This window comes from Streptomyces sp. AC512_CC834 (assembly GCF_019049325.1).
Lineage (GTDB): Bacteria > Actinomycetota > Actinomycetes > Streptomycetales > Streptomycetaceae > Streptomyces.
Genome location: NZ_JAGMUO010000025.1, coordinates 12,789 through 28,369, shown reverse-complemented (window position 1 = coordinate 28,369; position 15,581 = coordinate 12,789). Strand labels below are relative to the sequence as shown.

Sequence of the window (15,581 nt, the reverse complement as noted above, 5' to 3'; positions counted from 1 at the left end):
TGCGCGGCGGCCACCACGTCGGTGTCATCGGTGTCATCCGTCCTCGCCTCCCTTCTCCCCCACGACCGGTACGGCGCTCAGCGCCCTCACCTTCCACTCCGCCTCGTCCGTGCGGGTGAGGACCGCCTCCAGGCGCTTGCGGTCGGTGGACGGCTTCTTCGTGTCGGCGGGGGTGACCTCGACGCGGACGGTGGCGATGAGCTTGGCGGTACCGGAGCGCGTGTCGAGCGCGGTGACGGCGGCGTCGGTGACCGTGGCGCGTGCCGAGGCCCCCGCCTTGGCCTCGGTGCCGCCGAGTTCCTTGCGCAGCGGACCGGTGGAGACGGCGCGCCAGTCCCGGATGCTCCGCTCGGCCCGCTGCCGGGTGGAGGCGTCGAGCGTGGTGAGCACGGCGATGCCCTCGCGTCCGTCGGCGAGCGCCTCGTCCCGCTCCCGGCCGTACGCGAGCGAGTCGTCGGTGCGGGCCTGCGCGTACGTCCACGCGCCGGTGCCGCACAGGCCGAGGGCCAGCGCGAGCCCCGCTCCGGTGAGGACGCGGGCCCGCCTCATCGCGTGCCTCCGGTGGCCGGGGCGAGGAGCCCCGACAGGTCCGCCGGTGCCTCGCCGCTCTGCCCGGGCAGGGCGAGTGCGCCGGGGAGCGCCGTGGACCCGTCCTTCGCCGGTGTCCCGGAGCTGCCCGAGGGCAGGGAGCCGGGCTTGGCCGGGTCGGGTACCGCGCCGCCCTTCGGGGCGTTGGCAGAGCCGCGCACGTTCTTCCCGCTCGACGCCGGGGCGGTGCAGGACGCGCCGGTGTTGAGGGCGGGGGCGGTGCCGAGGTCGAGGCCGTTGCGGTAGCGCGTGCCGCCGTATCCGTCGGTGCAGGGCAGGGGGGTGAAGAAGGTGACGGCCATGCCGAGGTTCAGCTTCCCTCCGTCGACTGCGCTGGCGCCGGCGGAGACGACCGCCGGGTACTTCACGAGGAGTTCCTCGATGCCGCGCTGCCGGGTGACGGCGACCTCCGAGGTGGTGAGCAGGTTGGCGAGGACCACGCCGAGGCTCGGGTCGAGGTCCCGCAGCAGGCCGCTGACCTGCGTGGCGGCGTCGGGTGTGACCGCGAGGAGGCGGCGCAGGTCGGCGTCGGAGCCCTTGAGGGCGGCGGCCAGTTCCTTCGCCCCGACGGCGAAGTCGCGGATGGCCTGCGACTCCTCGGCCTGGGTGCGCAGGACGGTCTCCCCGTCGTTGATGAGCAGGGTGGTGGACGGCAGGGCGCGGTCGGCGGCCTCGACGAAGTCGCTGCCGCTGTCGAGCAGCACCTGGAGGTCGTCGCCGTGTCCTTCGAAGGCCTTGCCGAACTCGTCGACGACCGTGCGCAGATCTTCCAGCGGGACGGACTTCACGAGGTCGTCGACGCTGGTGAGGACGTCGGTGACGGGTGCGGGCACCTGGGTGTCGGCCTGTTCGATGCGGGTGCCGTCGGCGAGGTAGGGGGAGCCGTCGCTCTCGGGCCGCAGGTCGATGTACTGCTCGCCCACGGCGGAGAGCCCGGCGACCACGGCCTTGGTGTCGGCGGGGATGCGGGGCGCGGACTTCTTGATGCGCAGCTCGGCGACGACGCCCTCGGCGGTGAGGTCGATGGGGCCGACGCGGCCCACCGACACGCCCCGGTAGGTGACGTCGGAGTGGGTGAACAGGCCGCCGGTGCGCGGGAGTTGTACGTCGACGGTGTAGTAGTCGGCAACGCCGATGTACCGGCCGAGGTCGGCGTAGCGGATGCCGAGGTAGGAGAGGGAGAGGACGGCGATGAGGAGGAAGGCGAGGTTCTTCAACCGTACGGCGAGGGTGATCACCTGCTCCCACCTCCGTCCGGAGCCGTCGGTGACACGGAGGGCAGCGGCAGCGGCGCGGCGGACTGCTTCTTCGCGGCCGCACCCGCCCCGCCGTCCCCCGACGTGGACGCGGACGCGGACGGAGAGGCCGTGCCCTCGGGCACGAGCGGCGGGATCACCTGGGTCCCGGGCACGGCGACCATGGTCAGGTACGTGTTGAGGTAGTCGCCCTTGACCCCGCTCAGCACCTCGTCGGTGAACGGGTACGTCAGCAGCACCTGGAGCGAGTCGGGCAGGTCCGTACCCGCGTCGGCGAGCGCCTTCAGCGTCGGCGCGAGGGCCTTGAGGTCGGCGATCATGTCGTCCTTGCTCGCGTTGATGGTGGAGACGGCGACGCCGGAGAGCGTGTCGAGGGAGCGCAGCATGGTCAGCAGGGAGCCGCGCTGCTTCTCCAGCGTCTTCAGGCCGGGCGAGAGGTCGGTGAGGACGGTGCCGACGTCGTCCTTGCGGGTGGCGAGGGTGGCGGAGAGCCGGTTGACGGCGTCGAGGGCGTCGGTGATGTCGCCCCGGTGGTCGTCGAGGTCGGTCACCAGGGTGTTGACCCGCTTCAGCATGGAGCGGACCTCGGGTTCGCGGCCGCCGAGCGCCGAGTTGAGTTCCTGGGTGATGGTCTTGAGCTGGTTGACGCCGCCGCCGTTGAGGAGCAGGGACAGGGCGCCGAACACCTCCTCGACCTCGGTGTTGCGGCTGGTGCGGGACAGCGGGATGACGCTCCCGTCCGCCAGCCGGCCGGTTCCGGTCTTCTTGGCGGGTGCGACGAGCTGGACGTACTTCTCGCCGAGCAGGCTGGACTGTTCGAGCCGGGCGGTGGCGTCGGCGGGCAGTCGCACCTCGCCGTTGATCTCCATGGTGACGCGGGCCGACCAGTCGTCCTTGCCGAGTTCGATGTCGGTGATCCGGCCGACGGCGACGTCGTTGACCCGCACCGCGGAGTGCGGGACGAGGCTGAGCACGTCCTGGAGTTCCGCGGTGACGGTGTAGGGGTGATCACCGAGGTCGGCGCCGCCGGGCAGCGGCAGGTCCTCGATGCCGTCGAAGCCGTGCGGTACGACGGTGACCCCGCCGACGGTCAGGGCGAAGGCGAGACCGACGGCGATCAGTCCGCCCGCGGTGAGGCCCGCGGTTCGTCCCGCGGTGAGCGCGCCGCGCTTCATCGGCCCGCCCCCTTCTCCTCGTCGGTCTTGTCCTCGTCGGTCGCGCCCGTCGCGGGCAGCGGCAGCAGCGGGCCGCCGATGCTGATCTCGTTGAGGTTGGCGCGGCCGTCGAGGGTGCGGGTGTCGGGGTTGTAGGCGTTCACGACGTTGCTCGCGGCCAGCGGTGCCACGTCCAGCGCCTCGGCCAGCGAGGCCCGTTGCTCGACCAGGGTCCGGGTGATGGGGACGAGCCGGTCGACGTTCTTCTTCAGCTCGCCCCGGTTGTCCTCGATGAAGGTCTTGACCTGGCCGAGGGCCTTGCCGAGTTCCTCCAGCGCACCGGTGAGGTCGTCCTTGTTGTCGGCGAAGAAGCTGACGACCTCGTCCAGGCGTTCCTGCGCGGTGCGCACGTCGGTGTCCTTGTTCTTCAGCATGGTGGTGAAGGTCTGGAGGCTGCCGAGCGTCTTGAACAGATCGCCGCTGCTGCCGTCGAGGGTCTTGGCCGCCTTGCCGAACTGCTCGACGCTGTCGCCGATGAGCTCGCCGTTGCCGTCGAGGTTGGCGGCGCCGGTCTTCAGCAGTTCGGACAGGGCGCCCTCGGAGTTGGCGCCGTCCGGGCCGAGGGCCTCGCCGAGTTCGGTGATGGAGTCGTAGATCTGGTCGATCTCGACGGGGACCCGGTTGCGTGAGGCGGGCAGTACGGCGCCGTCGGCGAGGGCGGCGCCCTTGCTGTAGGCGGGGGTGAGCTGCACATAGCGGTCGGCGACGACGCTCGGCGCGACGACGACGGCCCGCGCGCCCTTGGGGACCTTTACCCCGTCGTCGAGGCGGAGGCCGACGCGGACCGTGGTGCCCTCGGGCCGCACCGACTCCACCTCGCCGACCCGTACGCCGAGGATGCGCAGGTCGGACCCGGCGTAGACGCCGATGGTGCGGTCGAAGTAGGCGGTGACACGGGTGCCGTCGGCTTCGAGGACGCGGGCGGTGACGAGGCCGCCGGCCGCGAGCACGACGAAGGCGAGTACACCGGTGAGGATCTTTCGGCGTCGGTTCATCACTCACCGCTCCCCTGGGCCGCCACCGGCTGTTTCGGCGGCAGGCATCCGGTCTCGGGCTGGGAGGTCTCGGGCAGGTAGGCGCGGGGCACGACACCGCACAGATAGCTGTCGAACCAGCGGCCGTTGCCGAGGGTGTTGCCGACCAGGCGGTAGTACGGGCCGACCAGCGCGAGGGTCTTGCCGAGCTGGGTGTTGTTCTTCGCCAGGACGCCGGTGACGCGGCTGAGGGCCTTGAGGGTGGGGCCGAGCTGCTTCTCGTTGTCCTTGACGAGGCCGCCGAGTTCGATTCCGAGTTCCTGGCTGCCCTTGAGCAGGGCGCTGATGGCGGTGCGGCGGTCCCGCAGTTCGCCGAGCAGGGAGCCGCCGTCCTCGATGAGGGTCTCGAAGCTGGACTTCTTGTCCGCCAGGGTCTTGGTGAACCTGGCGCTGCCCTTGAGGAGTTCGGAGAGCTCCGAGTCCCGCTTGGAGATGGACTGCGACAGGTCGGACAGCCCGGTGGCGGCCTTGCGTACGTGGGGCGGGGAGTCCTTGAAGGTGTCGGAGATGGTCTCGAAGCTCTCCGCGAGCCGCCGGGTGTCGATGTCGTCGACGGTGCCGCTGAGATCCTGGAACGCCTGGGTCACGTCGTAGGGAGAGGTGGTGCGGGTCAGCGGGATGCGGCTGCCGGGGTCCTGCCGGCCGGAACCGAGCGGGTCGAGTGCCAGGTACTTGTCGCCGAGGACGGTCTTGATGGCGATGGCGGCGGTGGTGCGGTCGCCGAGCCAGGCGTCCTCGACCTCGAAGGTGACCTTGACCTTGGCACCGTCGAGCGCGACGCCGGTGACCTTGCCGACCTTGACGCCCGCGATGCGCACCTCGTCGCCCTCGTCCAGGCCCGCGGACTCGGAGAAGTCGGCGCTGTAGGCGGTGCCGCCGCCGAACGGCAGCCGGTCGATGTTGTAGACGAGGAGGGCGATCAGGGCGAGGACGAGCAGTCCGGCGACGCCGACGGCGACGGGGTTGCGCTCCTTGACCGGTTTGATGCGCGGGCGCTTCATCCGCGGCACCTCGATTCGGTGATCGCGATGCCGGTCGGCGGTTCGGAGCCGTCGGAGGTGGTCACTCCGCTCACGCGCGCCTCGCAGAGGTAGAGGTTGAACCACGATCCGTAGGAGGACAGGCGGGTCAGGGCGGTCATCTTGGCGGGGGTCTTCTCAAGGAAGTCCTCGATCTGCGGGGTGTGTTCGCCGAGGTTCTTCGAGAGCCGGCCCAGTTCGCGGATGTCCTTCTTGAGGGGTGCGCGTCCGTCCTCGAGGAGGCCTGCGGTGACGGTGGTCAGGTCGCCCATGGCGGCGACGGCCTCGCCGAGGGGTTTGCGGTCCTTGTTGAAGCCGGTGACGAGTTCCTGGAGGGTGACGACGAGGTCGTCGAAGCTGTCCTCGCGGTCGTTGAGGGTGTCCAGGACGGTGGTGAGGTTCTCGACGACCTGGCCGATCACCTTGTCCTTGGCGGCGACGGTCGTACCGAGCGAGCCGATGTGGCGGATCAGGCTGTCGACGGTGGCGCCCTCGCCCTGGAGCACCTGCACGATCGATCCGGCGAGTTCGTTGACGTCCTTCGGGGAGAGCCCCTCGAAGAGCGGTTTGAAGCCGTTGAAGAGCAGGGTCAGGTCGAGCGCGGGCGTGGTGCGCTCCAGCGGTACGGTGCCGCCCTCCTCGAGGGTGCCGGTGAGGTCGCCGCTGCCGCGGCGGAGGGAGACGTAGCGCTGGCCGACCATGTTGAGGTACTTCACGGCGGCGGTGGTCGACCTGGGCAGTGTGCGGTCCTCGCGGACGGTGAAGGTGACCTGCGCGGTGCGCCGCCGCACGACGCGTATGTCGGTCACCTCGCCGACCTCCACCCCGGAGATCCGCACGCTGTCTCCGTCGATGAGCCCGGTGACGTCGGTGAACAGGGCCTTGTAGGTGGTGGTGCCGGTGCCGGAGTCGACGCCGGTGCCTGCGACGCTGAGGCCGAGCACGGTGGTGGCGAGGGCGGTGACCACCACGAAGACGAGGGACTTGAGGATCGGCCCGGTCAGCGGGCGGCGCCGGGTGTGCGCGTTGTCCTTGCCGGTCCTGGTCATTCCAGCGTCACCTCCGTACCGCGGTAGACGGGGCCGACGAGCAGGCTGCTCCAGTCGGGCAGGTCGCCGGGGTTCTCGCCGGCGGCGGGGGCGATGAGTTCGTTGACGAGGTCGTTCTCCTGCGGGGAGTTGGCGGGCCCGAGGTCCTGGTCGGCCGCGGCGGAGGCGGCCCGCACGGTGGGCCGGGGCAGCGAGCCGAGGTAGGGCACGGCGGGGCAGCGGGGTCCGCCGCCGGAGTCGTACGCCGGGGTGTCGCGGCCCGGTTGGTAGGCGCCGCGGGAGGCGACGGTGGTGACGTCGACGTGGATGCCGGGCCGGTCGGTACCCTTGCCGAGCGCCTTGTCCATGGCCGGTACGAACTCGGCGAGGGTGCGCAGGGTGCAGGGGAAGGCCGAGGAGTACTCGGCGAGCAGTTCCAGGGTGGGCCGGCTCGTGGCGCCGAGCCTGATGATGTTGTCCTCGTTCTTGCGCAGGAAGGCCGTCACGTCCTCGGCCGTGCGGGTCGTGGCGCCGAGGGTGGAGGCGAGTTCGGCCTCCTGCTCGGCGAGGGTGCCGCTGGTGGTGGTGAAGTCGGTGAGCGCCGTGATGATGTCGGGAGCGGCGTCCGCGTAGACATGACTGACCTTCACGAGTTCCTTGAGGTCACGGTTGAGGGCGGGCAGGTTGGGGTTGAACTCCTTCAGGTGGTCGTCCAGCAGGCTCAGCGTCTCGCCGAGCCGCTCTCCGCGGCCTTCCAGGGCCTGCGAGACGGCCGACAGGGTCGCGGACAGCTTCTGCGGCTGGACGGCGGTGAGCATCGGCAGGACGTTGTCGAGCACCTGCTGGAGTTCGATGGCGTTCGCGGAGCGGTCCTGGGGGACGACGGCTCCGGCGGCCAGGGGCTCGGCCGAGGCGTCCTCGGGCGGTACGAGGGCCACGAACCGCTCGCCGAACAGGGTGGTCGGCAGCATCTGGGCGCGTACGTCGGACGGTACGTCGTCCAGCGTGCCGGGCTTCATGGCGAGGGTGAGCCGGGCCCCGTCGCCGGTGGCGTCGATGTCGCGGACCTCGCCGATGACGACGCCGCGCAGTTTCACCTCGGCGCCCGGGTTCATCTGGTTGCCGACGCTGCCGGTCTCGACGACCACCGGGTCGGAGTCGGTGAACTTCTTGTCGTAGACGGCGACGGCCAGCCAGATCAGCAGGGCGGGCACCAGCACGAACACCACCCCGGCGGCCCGGTGACGCAGCGTCTGTCCTCGTGCTCCTCGTGCTCCTCGTGCTCCTCGGGGTCCGCTCATCTCACCCCGCCACCTTCACGGTCGTGGTCGCGCCCCACAGGGCCAGCGACAGGAAGAAGTCGGTGACGCTGATCAGCACGATGGCGTTGCGCACGGACCGGCCGACGGCGACGCCGACACCGGCGGGGCCGCCCGAGGCGCGGTAGCCGTAGTAGCAGTGGGCGACGATCACCATCACGCTGAAGATCAGCACCTTCAGTACGGAGAGCAGCACGTCCGTCGGCGAGAGGAAGAGGTTGAAGTAGTGGTCGTAGGTCCCCCGGGACTGCCCGTTGAACAGGACCGTCACGTAGCGGGAGGCGAGGAAGGAGGAGAGCAGCCCGATCGCGTAGAGCGGGATGATGGCGACGACGCCGGCGATGATGCGGGTGGTGACCAGGTAGGGCATGGAGCGGATGCCCATGCCCTCGAGGGCGTCGACCTCCTCGTTGATGCGCATGGCGCCGAGCTGGGCGGTGAAGCCCGCCCCGACGGTCGCGGACAGGGCGAGTCCGGCGACGAGGGGGGCGATCTCGCGGGTGTTGAAGTAGGCGGAGACGAATCCGGTGAACGCGGCCGTGCCGATCTGGTCGAGGGCCGCGTAGCCCTGGATTCCGACGACGGTTCCGGTGAAGAGCGTCATCGCGATCATCACGCCGATGGTGCCGCCGATGACGCCGAGGCCGCCGGAGCCGAAGGCCACCTCGGCGAGGAGGCGCTGCACCTCCTTGAGGTAGCGGCGCAGGGTCCGCGGGATCCACAGCAGGGCCCGGACGTAGAACAGCAGTTGGTCGCCGGAGCGGTCGAGCCAGACGAGCGGGGAGGCCATCGGACCTCAGCCTCCCTTCGGCGGGACGATCTGGAGGTAGATGGCCGTCATCACCATGTTCACGAAGAAGAGCAGGAGGAACGTGATGACGACGGACTGGTTGACGGCGTCGCCGACACCCTTGGGGCCGCCGCGCGGGTTGAGGCCCCGGTAGGCGGCGACGATGCCCGCGATGAACCCGAAGATCAGCGCCTTGAGTTCGCTGATGTACAGGTCGGGCAGTTGGGCGAGGGCGGAGAAGCTGGAGAGGTAGGCGCCGGGGGTGCCGCCCTGCATGATGACGTTGAAGAAGTAGCCGCCGAGGATGCCGACGACGGAGACCAGGCCGTTGAGCAGGACCGCGACGCCCATGGCGGCCAGCACCCGGGGCACGACCAGGCGCTGCACCGGGGATACGCCCATGACCTCCATCGCGTCGAGTTCCTCGCGGATCTTGCGGGAGCCGAGGTCGGCGCAGATGGCCGAGCCGCCGGCGCCGGCGATGAGCAGGGCGACGATGAGCGGGCTCGCCTGCTGGACGACGGCCAGGACGCTGGCGCCTCCGGTGAACGACTGGGCGCCCAACTGCTCGGTCAGGGAGCCGACCTGGAGGGCGATGACGGCGCCGAACGGGATCGAGACGAGGGCGGCGGGCAGGATGGTGACACTCGCGACGAACCAGAACTGCTCGACGAACTCGCGGAACTGGAAGGGTCTTCGGAAGACGGCGCGGCTGACCTCGAGGGCGAGGGCGAAGAGCCGGCCGGTCTGCCGCAGCGCGCCGGTGATCACGCGCCGCTCCCGGCGGCGGGCATCCGCAGGGTGGTCGCCTCGGACGTCTTCGCGGTGGCCGCTTCGGAGTTCTTCGCGGTGGCCGCCGCGGAGTCCTTCGCGTAGGTCTCCCGGATGGCGGAGCGCGCGGCGGGCGGCAGCGTGTCAATCATGCCCATGACACGCTCACGTCGCCGGACGACGGCCTGGCGCGGCGGCAGGCCGGGCGAGGGCTCCAACTGCGGGACGATGACCCGGGGCGCGTCGGGCTCGGCGGAGAAGGTCGCGGTGGCGGCGTCCGCCTCGGCGGCGAGGGTGGCCGCGTCCTTCTCCTCGGACATCCCGATGGGGCCCTCGCGCCGGCCGCCGAGGAACTGGGCCACGACCGGCTCGTCGCTGGTGAGCAGCACCTCGCGCGGGCCGAAGGTGACCAGCTCGCGCAGGAAGAGCATCCCCATGTTGTCGGGCACGGTGGCGGCGATGTCGAGGTTGTGGGTGACGATCAGCATCGTCGCGTCGAGCTGCGCGTTGAGGTCGATGAGGAGCTGGGAGATGTAGGCGGTGCGGACCGGGTCGAGCCCGGAGTCCGGTTCGTCGCACAGGATGATCTGCGGGTCGAGGACGAGCGCGCGGGCCAGTCCGGCCCGCTTGCGCATGCCTCCGCTGATCTCTCCCGGAAGCTTCCCCTCCGCGCCCAGCAGCCCGACGACCTCGATGCGCTCCATGACGATGCGGCGGATCTCGGACTCCTTCTTGCGGGTGTGCTCGCGCAACGGGAATGCGATGTTGTCGAAAAGGGACATGGACCCGAAGAGGGCGCCGTCCTGGAACATGAGACCGAACAGTTTACGGGTCTCGTAGATGTCCCTTTCCGGGCTGTTCACCATGTCCACTCCGTTGATGAGGACACGGCCCTGCTCGGGTTTGAGCAACCCTATGAGCGACTTCAGGAAAACCGTCTTACCGGTGCCGGACGGGCCCAGCATCACGCTGACCTCTCCGGCCGGAAGAGTGAGTGACACGTCCCGCCAGATGCTCTGCTTACCGAAGGACTTGGTCAGACCCTCGACCACTACCTCGATTCCCATATCACCTCCAGCGGACGTCATTCGGATACGCGCTGCGGGCCCGCACGTTAAGTCGGCACGGAGCGCACTGACAACGGGTGCGGCACGGATCTTTGGCGCCCCGGTGGAACTTGTCACCGCGCAGACAACCTGCCCGCCCCGCACTTGTCTCCGGGGAGACAGGGCGGGGTCACGCGGTTCCGGGGGGTGTGGATCCCGCGGGACCCCGCCGACGGACACCCCGGCCCGATGGAAGGGAGGGCCGAAAAGCGTCCGTCATGGCTCCGGCCGACGGGGGCCACCGACCTGGAACCGAGCACTGCAACGGCACGTTACGGCCGAGTAACCTCGGCGGGCAACACCGGAATCGGAGTTTTCCGGGAAGCCGACTTCAGCCATCCGGAACCTGTCAGGAAGAGCACAAAAACCTGCCGGCAACTTGTCGTCCGGTGAGCATCGCAGCCCCGATACGGGTGCCGGGCGCGGAGCTGGGACCACCGTCGGCCGTACGGTTCGACCTTGGCAGCACGTGACTAAGACGAACCTCGAATCACTCACGCCGGAAACAGCTTGTTCCACATTTCAAAGAATCATGGACTGCCGCATTGTTCGGCTATGTTTCCCACGAGTAACGTCACGGCTCTCCGCCGGTCAACCCTCAAGGAGAGTCCCGAGTCATGAAGAAGAACACGAGCAGGACACTTGTCATGGCGTGTGCGGCCGCGGCCGCACTGGGCCTCACCGTCGGCACCGCCTCGGCGGCGCCCTCCACGGTGTGGACCGTCAGCCCGTCGCCGGCCTTGTTCGACGCGACGAACGTCAGCAACATCGTGCTGACCGCCACCATCCCCATGACCTGTACGGTCTCGGACGCGGCCGGGACGATGGCGAGCACCACCGGCAACCCGGGGGACGTCGCCGACATCGACACCATGAACTTCGGTACGTCCGCCTCGCCGTGCACCAGCGTCCTGGGCAACGTCACCACCACGTCGGTCACCCCCTGGGACGTCGTCGCGGAGGACTACGACGCCGCCGGGGGCGTCACCACGGGCTACGTCGGCAACGTCACGGCCAACGTGACCGCCGGCGCCTGCGGCTTCACGGTGACGGGCCAGGCCTCGGCCACCTACACCAACTCCACCGGCATCCTGTCGGTCGACAGCGTCGCCGGTGAACTGGTGGTCAGCAACCCGGTCAACTGCGGCGCGATCGTCACGGAGGACACCCAGCCCACCTTCAAGGGCGACTACGCGGTCAAGGTGACGGGCACCGACACCATCCCGACCATCGTCGGCTCCAACCCGTAGCCGCAACCCGCGCACGTCCGCCCGGCCGGCACCCCGGCCGGGCGTTCGCGGGCCCTGCGCCGCGGCCTCACGCGGCGCAGGGCCCACCGCGCCGTCACGCGCCGCGTCCTCACGCCGCACGCCCTCACGCCGCACGCCCTCACGCCACGTCCGAGCGGAGTCGCATGAAAGCCCAACGCACCGCCGCCTCGCGGCCACTCAGGGTCCGGGTCCGGACCACGTCGACCGCCGCGTTCGTCGTGCTCGCCGCCCTGATCCCGACCACCGCCTCGGCCACGGGCACCCAGGAGGTGGAGGCCGAACTCCCCTACGTCTGCGCCCTCCCCTCGGGGCAACTGCCCGCGACGGTCCGGATCTCGGCGGACTTCCCGGAACGGGCCGAGGTGGGCGAGGCGTTCACGCCCTCGGGCGTCACCACCACCGTGGAGCTGCCCGAGGAGGCGGTCGCGGACCTCACCGCGCTCGACGCGACCGGGATACGGGCGGCCACGCGGCTCACCGTCGGCGTCGCCCAGAACGCGGCCACGGCCACGGCGACCTGGCGGGGCAGCGCCGAGCCGGTCGCGCTGCCCGAGTCGGGGCCGCTGACGCTGGTCGCGAAGGGCGACGTCCCCTCGGTGGCCGGCCGCGGCGACGGCGACCTGACGTTCTCCGCGGGCGCCCTCGCGGTCGACCTGGCCCTCGAGGCGGCGGACCCCGCCGTCAGCGACCCCGGCGCCGCCACCGCCCCCGGCTCGCTGACCGTCGACTGCACCCTGGCCGAGGACGCGCCGGACCAGGGGCTGCTGGCCACCGTCCCGGTCGGCACCGGCGGGTCGGGACCGAGCGGTTCGCCGTCCTCGTCGGGAGCGGCCGAGACGTCCGGTGCGCCGGAGGACGGGCAACGGGACGGACAGGGGGACGGACAGGGGGACCAGCAGCGGGAACGGCAGTCCGAGCGGTCACCGAAGGTGCTGGAGAACACCCCCGGCACCGCCGCGGACCGCGACGACGTCCCGCCCTGCCGCTACGACGAACAGCACCCGCCCACGGACGTGTCGCTCAACGCCTACATCACCGGCTACGCCAACGTGAACAAGGTGAAGGGCGCCGCGTACCTCCCGCCGTCCTGCGTGCTCATCGAGCAGGGCATCCCCGTGCCGGGTCCCCCGGAGCCGGGATACCTGGTGTTCGACACCGTGTCGTACGCGAACTTCCACTACCAGGAGCGCAAGCAGACACCGCCCTTCGAAGCGACCTTCCTGTCCTTCGACTTCGCCCCGGTGAAGGCCACCATGGTGCTGGAGCAGACGGGCACGATGCGGATCGACTCCCGCGTGAAGTTGAGCCTGACCGACTTCTCCACGACCACGGACACCTATGTCCGGGCCCCGCTGGTCCTGCACGTGCTGGATCTCGAGGTCAACGGGACGCCCCTGGACGTCGGTTCCGAGTGCCGGACCGAGACGTCCCTCACCTCCGAGGACCCGGACCCGGCGAACTTCCCGGGCGACCACGTCGTGGTGTACGGCCGGGGCGAGCAGCTCCTCGGCCAGCCTGCCACCGGCTACCTGCTCCTCACCGGCGGCGTGTTGTCCGGCGAGACGACCGTCCCCGCCTTCACCGGCTGCGGCACCGACGTCGAGGATCTCGACCGCCTGCTCACCGCCTCCGTCTCCGGTCCCGGCAACTTCATCAAGCAGGTCCAGGGCCAGACGTGCTCGATCGCCAACCCCGTGTACCAGACCCCGAACACCAAGGGCGAGTGCACCAAGGATCTCCAGCCCTACCAGATCCCGGTCGCTGAACGCTGAGCCGCCCCACCCCATCCCGGAAGCCTCCACGAAAGGCCACCGCCATGCCCCCGATCTCCACCCGCACCCGCACCCGCCTCGCCACCGTCTCCGCGCTGACCGCGCTCGGCGCCTTCGCCTCCCTGGGCACGGCGACCGCCGCCGACCCCGCCCTGAACGGCGAGTGGGCCCCCTTCACCCGCTGCCCCGTGGACGCCCCGGCGATGCTGGCCGCCGACGGCTTCGACAAGACCCCGCAGTGTGTGGTGTCCACCTCGGCGAGTGGTTCCATCAAGCTGGGCGACACCACCGTGACGACCGGCAGAACCAACCTCCAGATCGGCGTCGTCCAGAACGCGGACGGCACCAGCAGCGTGGTCGCGCCGGCCTCCGGCGCGCTGGTCGCCGAGCCCGCCGCCGTGCCCGGCGGGCTGCTCGGCCTGATGTGTCCGAGCGACATATTCGTGATCACGGGCATCTGCGAGTCACTGGAGAACTCCAGCCTCAACAAGATCACCGCGACCATGGAGTCCGCGGGCGCGCCCTACGCCTTCGACCAGACCGCAGGGGTCCTCACGGACATGCCCATCGTCGCCCTGCCGGTCCGCATTCACCTGGAGAACCCGCTCCTCGGCGACAACTGCTACATCGGAACGCTCGCCGACCCGATCGTGCTGCGCCCGGAGAACCGCACCTACCCGGCGTTCGGAATGACCTTCTTCCAGGGCGACGGCACCACCGACCCGGCCGGCGAGATGAGCCGGATCAACCTCAGCGGCGCCACCCAGAACGACAGCACCTTCGCGGTGCCCGGCGCCACCGGCTGCGGCCTGAACGTCGGTCTGATCAACGCGGCGGTCAACGCGAAGACCGGGCTGCCCTCCGCCGCCGGGAACAACAGCGTGACCCTCGACAACACACAGACCCACCTCACCGGCCTCAACGCACCCGGGACCGTCGTCCCCGACGCCGGCAAGGTCCTGGCGGAGAACTGGCACTCCGCCGTCAAGTAACGACCGCGCACTCACACAACTGTGGCACGTTTCCTCCCCAAGAGATGTACATCACACAGAAGTTGATTTACCGTCGGCTTGCCAAGCCGGTGAACACCCCGTGGACCGGTCCAGGCTCCGCCCGACGAAGGCGGGGCCCGGCCGGCCACCCCACCGGACATGTCGCAGACCAAGGGAACACTCATGCCCTCAATCGCGCGTCCGTCGGTGCTCGGTGAACCGCTCGACCCCCTCCCCAAGAAGTTCGCGGCTTTCATGCGCCCGCTGCTCCCGGGGCTGCTGAACGAGATACGAACCGAGGTCACCCGCGCGTACCCGGTGTACGGCAGGCTGCTCAACGGCCCCGACGGGGACGCGATCCGCCAGGGAGTCGAACAGGCACTGACCGCCTTCGTGGACCGGGTGGCCGACCCCGCCAGCAGCTCGGAACTGCGGGACGAACTGCTGCGCCGGTTCGGCCGGGTGGAGGCCTACGAGGGCCGTGACCTGGAGGTCCTGCAGAGCGCCTACCGGCTCGGCGCCCGCATCACCCTGCGCCGGGCCAAGACACTGGGACGGCAGTTCAGCCTCTCCCCCACGCTCATCCTCGCCTTCGCCGACGCCCTCTTCGCCTACGTCGAGGAACTGGAGGTGGTCACCCGCGAGGGGTACGTGGAGGTACGGGACCGAGCCGCCTCCGAGGAGTCCGCGTTACGAAGACAACTGCTGCACCTGCTGCTGGCCGCCTCACCGCTGCCGCATGCGACCGTCTCCGAACTGTGCAAGGCCGCCGCCTGGGAGCTGCCCCGGTCGTGCTTCCTCGTCGCCCTGCACGCTCCGGTGCCGGAACACATCCAGGCGGCACTCGACCGGGACGTCCTCGCCGACCTGGACATACCGCAGCCGCACCTGCTCGTCCCCGGGGACCTCACCCCCGCCCGCCTCGACATGATCCGCACGGCCCTGGCCGGCACCCGCGCCGCGGTGGGCCTGACCGTACCGATCGCGCAGGCCGCCGACTCCGTCCGCTGGGCCCGCCGTGTGCTGCAGCTCGTTGACGACGATGTCATACCCGACGCTCCGCTGGTCCGCTGCGAGGATCACCTGACGACGCTGTGGCTGCTGTCCGACTCCGCCCTCGTCGACCGGGTCGCGGCGCGTGAACTGGCCCCGCTCGACGAGTTACCCGCCAAGCGGCGCGACCGGCTCGTCGAGACCCTCCGGGTCCACGTCTCCACCCGGGCGCCCGCGGAACAGGTCGGCGAGATGCTCGGCGTGCACGCCCAGACCGTCCGCTACCGCCTGCGGACACTGGACTCCTACCTGGGCGACCGCCTCGCCGACCCCGACCACCGCTTCGCCATGGAGGTGGCCCTCCGCTCGCTCCACCTGCGCGGCCACGACGACACGGAGTGATCGCCGCGGCCGTCGCGACCGCCTCG

14 protein-coding genes are annotated in these 15,581 nt (G+C 70.3%); 4 read left to right on the top strand and 10 right to left on the bottom strand.

The annotated features are described in order from the left end of the window. Window positions 1-33 precede the first annotated feature (33 nt). Genes KUM40_RS09900 through KUM40_RS09855 form a run of 10 tightly spaced genes read right to left on the bottom strand, consistent with a single transcriptional unit; the run spans window position 34 to window position 10,086 of the window. Window positions 34-549 carry a hypothetical protein gene (locus KUM40_RS09900; protein WP_217165206.1) on the bottom strand — a complete coding sequence of 172 codons (516 nt, stop codon included), beginning with the start codon at window positions 547-549 and terminating at the stop codon, window positions 34-36. Then, window positions 546-1,826: an MCE family protein gene (locus KUM40_RS09895; protein ID WP_217165204.1), complete on the bottom strand. Its 1,281-nt coding sequence runs from the start codon at window positions 1,824-1,826 to the stop codon at window positions 546-548. The genes KUM40_RS09900 and KUM40_RS09895 overlap by 4 nt, the downstream gene beginning before the upstream one ends. Further along, the gene (locus tag KUM40_RS09890) at window positions 1,823-3,019 is read right to left on the bottom strand and encodes an MCE family protein (RefSeq protein WP_217165202.1); all 1,197 of its coding nucleotides are present in this window, start codon (window positions 3,017-3,019) and stop codon (window positions 1,823-1,825) included. Before KUM40_RS09890 ends, KUM40_RS09895 begins: the two co-directional genes overlap by 4 nt. Beyond that, window positions 3,016-4,053 (bottom strand): MCE family protein, encoded by a 1,038-nt coding sequence (locus KUM40_RS09885; RefSeq protein ID WP_217165200.1) that lies wholly within the window; start codon window positions 4,051-4,053, stop codon window positions 3,016-3,018. The genes KUM40_RS09890 and KUM40_RS09885 overlap by 4 nt, the downstream gene beginning before the upstream one ends. Next, window positions 4,053-5,093 (bottom strand): MCE family protein, encoded by a 1,041-nt coding sequence (locus KUM40_RS09880; protein WP_217165199.1) that lies wholly within the window; start codon window positions 5,091-5,093, stop codon window positions 4,053-4,055. The genes KUM40_RS09885 and KUM40_RS09880 overlap by 1 nt, the downstream gene beginning before the upstream one ends. Then, window positions 5,090-6,160 (bottom strand): MCE family protein, encoded by a 1,071-nt coding sequence (locus tag KUM40_RS09875; protein ID WP_217165197.1) that lies wholly within the window; start codon window positions 6,158-6,160, stop codon window positions 5,090-5,092. The genes KUM40_RS09880 and KUM40_RS09875 overlap by 4 nt, the downstream gene beginning before the upstream one ends. Beyond that, on the bottom strand, window positions 6,157-7,440 hold the full coding sequence (locus tag KUM40_RS09870) for an MCE family protein (RefSeq protein WP_217165196.1): 1,284 nt from the start codon (window positions 7,438-7,440) through the stop codon (window positions 6,157-6,159). The genes KUM40_RS09875 and KUM40_RS09870 overlap by 4 nt, the downstream gene beginning before the upstream one ends. Before the next feature lies 1 nt (window position 7,441). Further along, complete coding sequence (locus KUM40_RS09865; RefSeq protein ID WP_087791077.1) at window positions 7,442-8,248, bottom strand: ABC transporter permease; 807 nt, start codon at window positions 8,246-8,248, stop codon at window positions 7,442-7,444. A 6-nt stretch (window positions 8,249-8,254) separates the two neighbouring features. After that, on the bottom strand, window positions 8,255-9,019 hold the full coding sequence (locus tag KUM40_RS09860; RefSeq protein ID WP_217165194.1) for an ABC transporter permease: 765 nt from the start codon (window positions 9,017-9,019) through the stop codon (window positions 8,255-8,257). Continuing rightward, on the bottom strand, window positions 9,016-10,086 hold the full coding sequence (locus KUM40_RS09855) for an ABC transporter ATP-binding protein (protein ID WP_217165192.1): 1,071 nt from the start codon (window positions 10,084-10,086) through the stop codon (window positions 9,016-9,018). Before KUM40_RS09855 ends, KUM40_RS09860 begins: the two co-directional genes overlap by 4 nt. 656 nt (window positions 10,087-10,742) lie before the next feature. Between KUM40_RS09855 and KUM40_RS09850 the strand changes: the two genes are divergently transcribed. The 4 genes from KUM40_RS09850 (at window position 10,743) to KUM40_RS09835 (ending at window position 15,555) form a co-directional block, all read left to right on the top strand. Continuing rightward, window positions 10,743-11,375 (top strand): hypothetical protein, encoded by a 633-nt coding sequence (locus KUM40_RS09850; RefSeq protein ID WP_217165190.1) that lies wholly within the window; start codon window positions 10,743-10,745, stop codon window positions 11,373-11,375. 164 nt (window positions 11,376-11,539) lie between these two features. Next, window positions 11,540-13,168: a DUF6801 domain-containing protein gene (locus tag KUM40_RS09845; RefSeq protein ID WP_217165188.1), complete on the top strand. Its 1,629-nt coding sequence runs from the start codon at window positions 11,540-11,542 to the stop codon at window positions 13,166-13,168. A 44-nt stretch (window positions 13,169-13,212) separates the two neighbouring features. Beyond that, window positions 13,213-14,160, top strand: coding sequence for a hypothetical protein (locus KUM40_RS09840; RefSeq protein WP_217165186.1), 948 nt, complete (start codon window positions 13,213-13,215; stop codon window positions 14,158-14,160). Between the two features lie 183 nt (window positions 14,161-14,343). Next, entirely contained in the window at window positions 14,344-15,555 is a 1,212-nt protein-coding gene (locus tag KUM40_RS09835; RefSeq protein ID WP_217165185.1) for a helix-turn-helix domain-containing protein, read from the top strand. Window positions 15,556-15,581 lie beyond the last annotated feature (26 nt).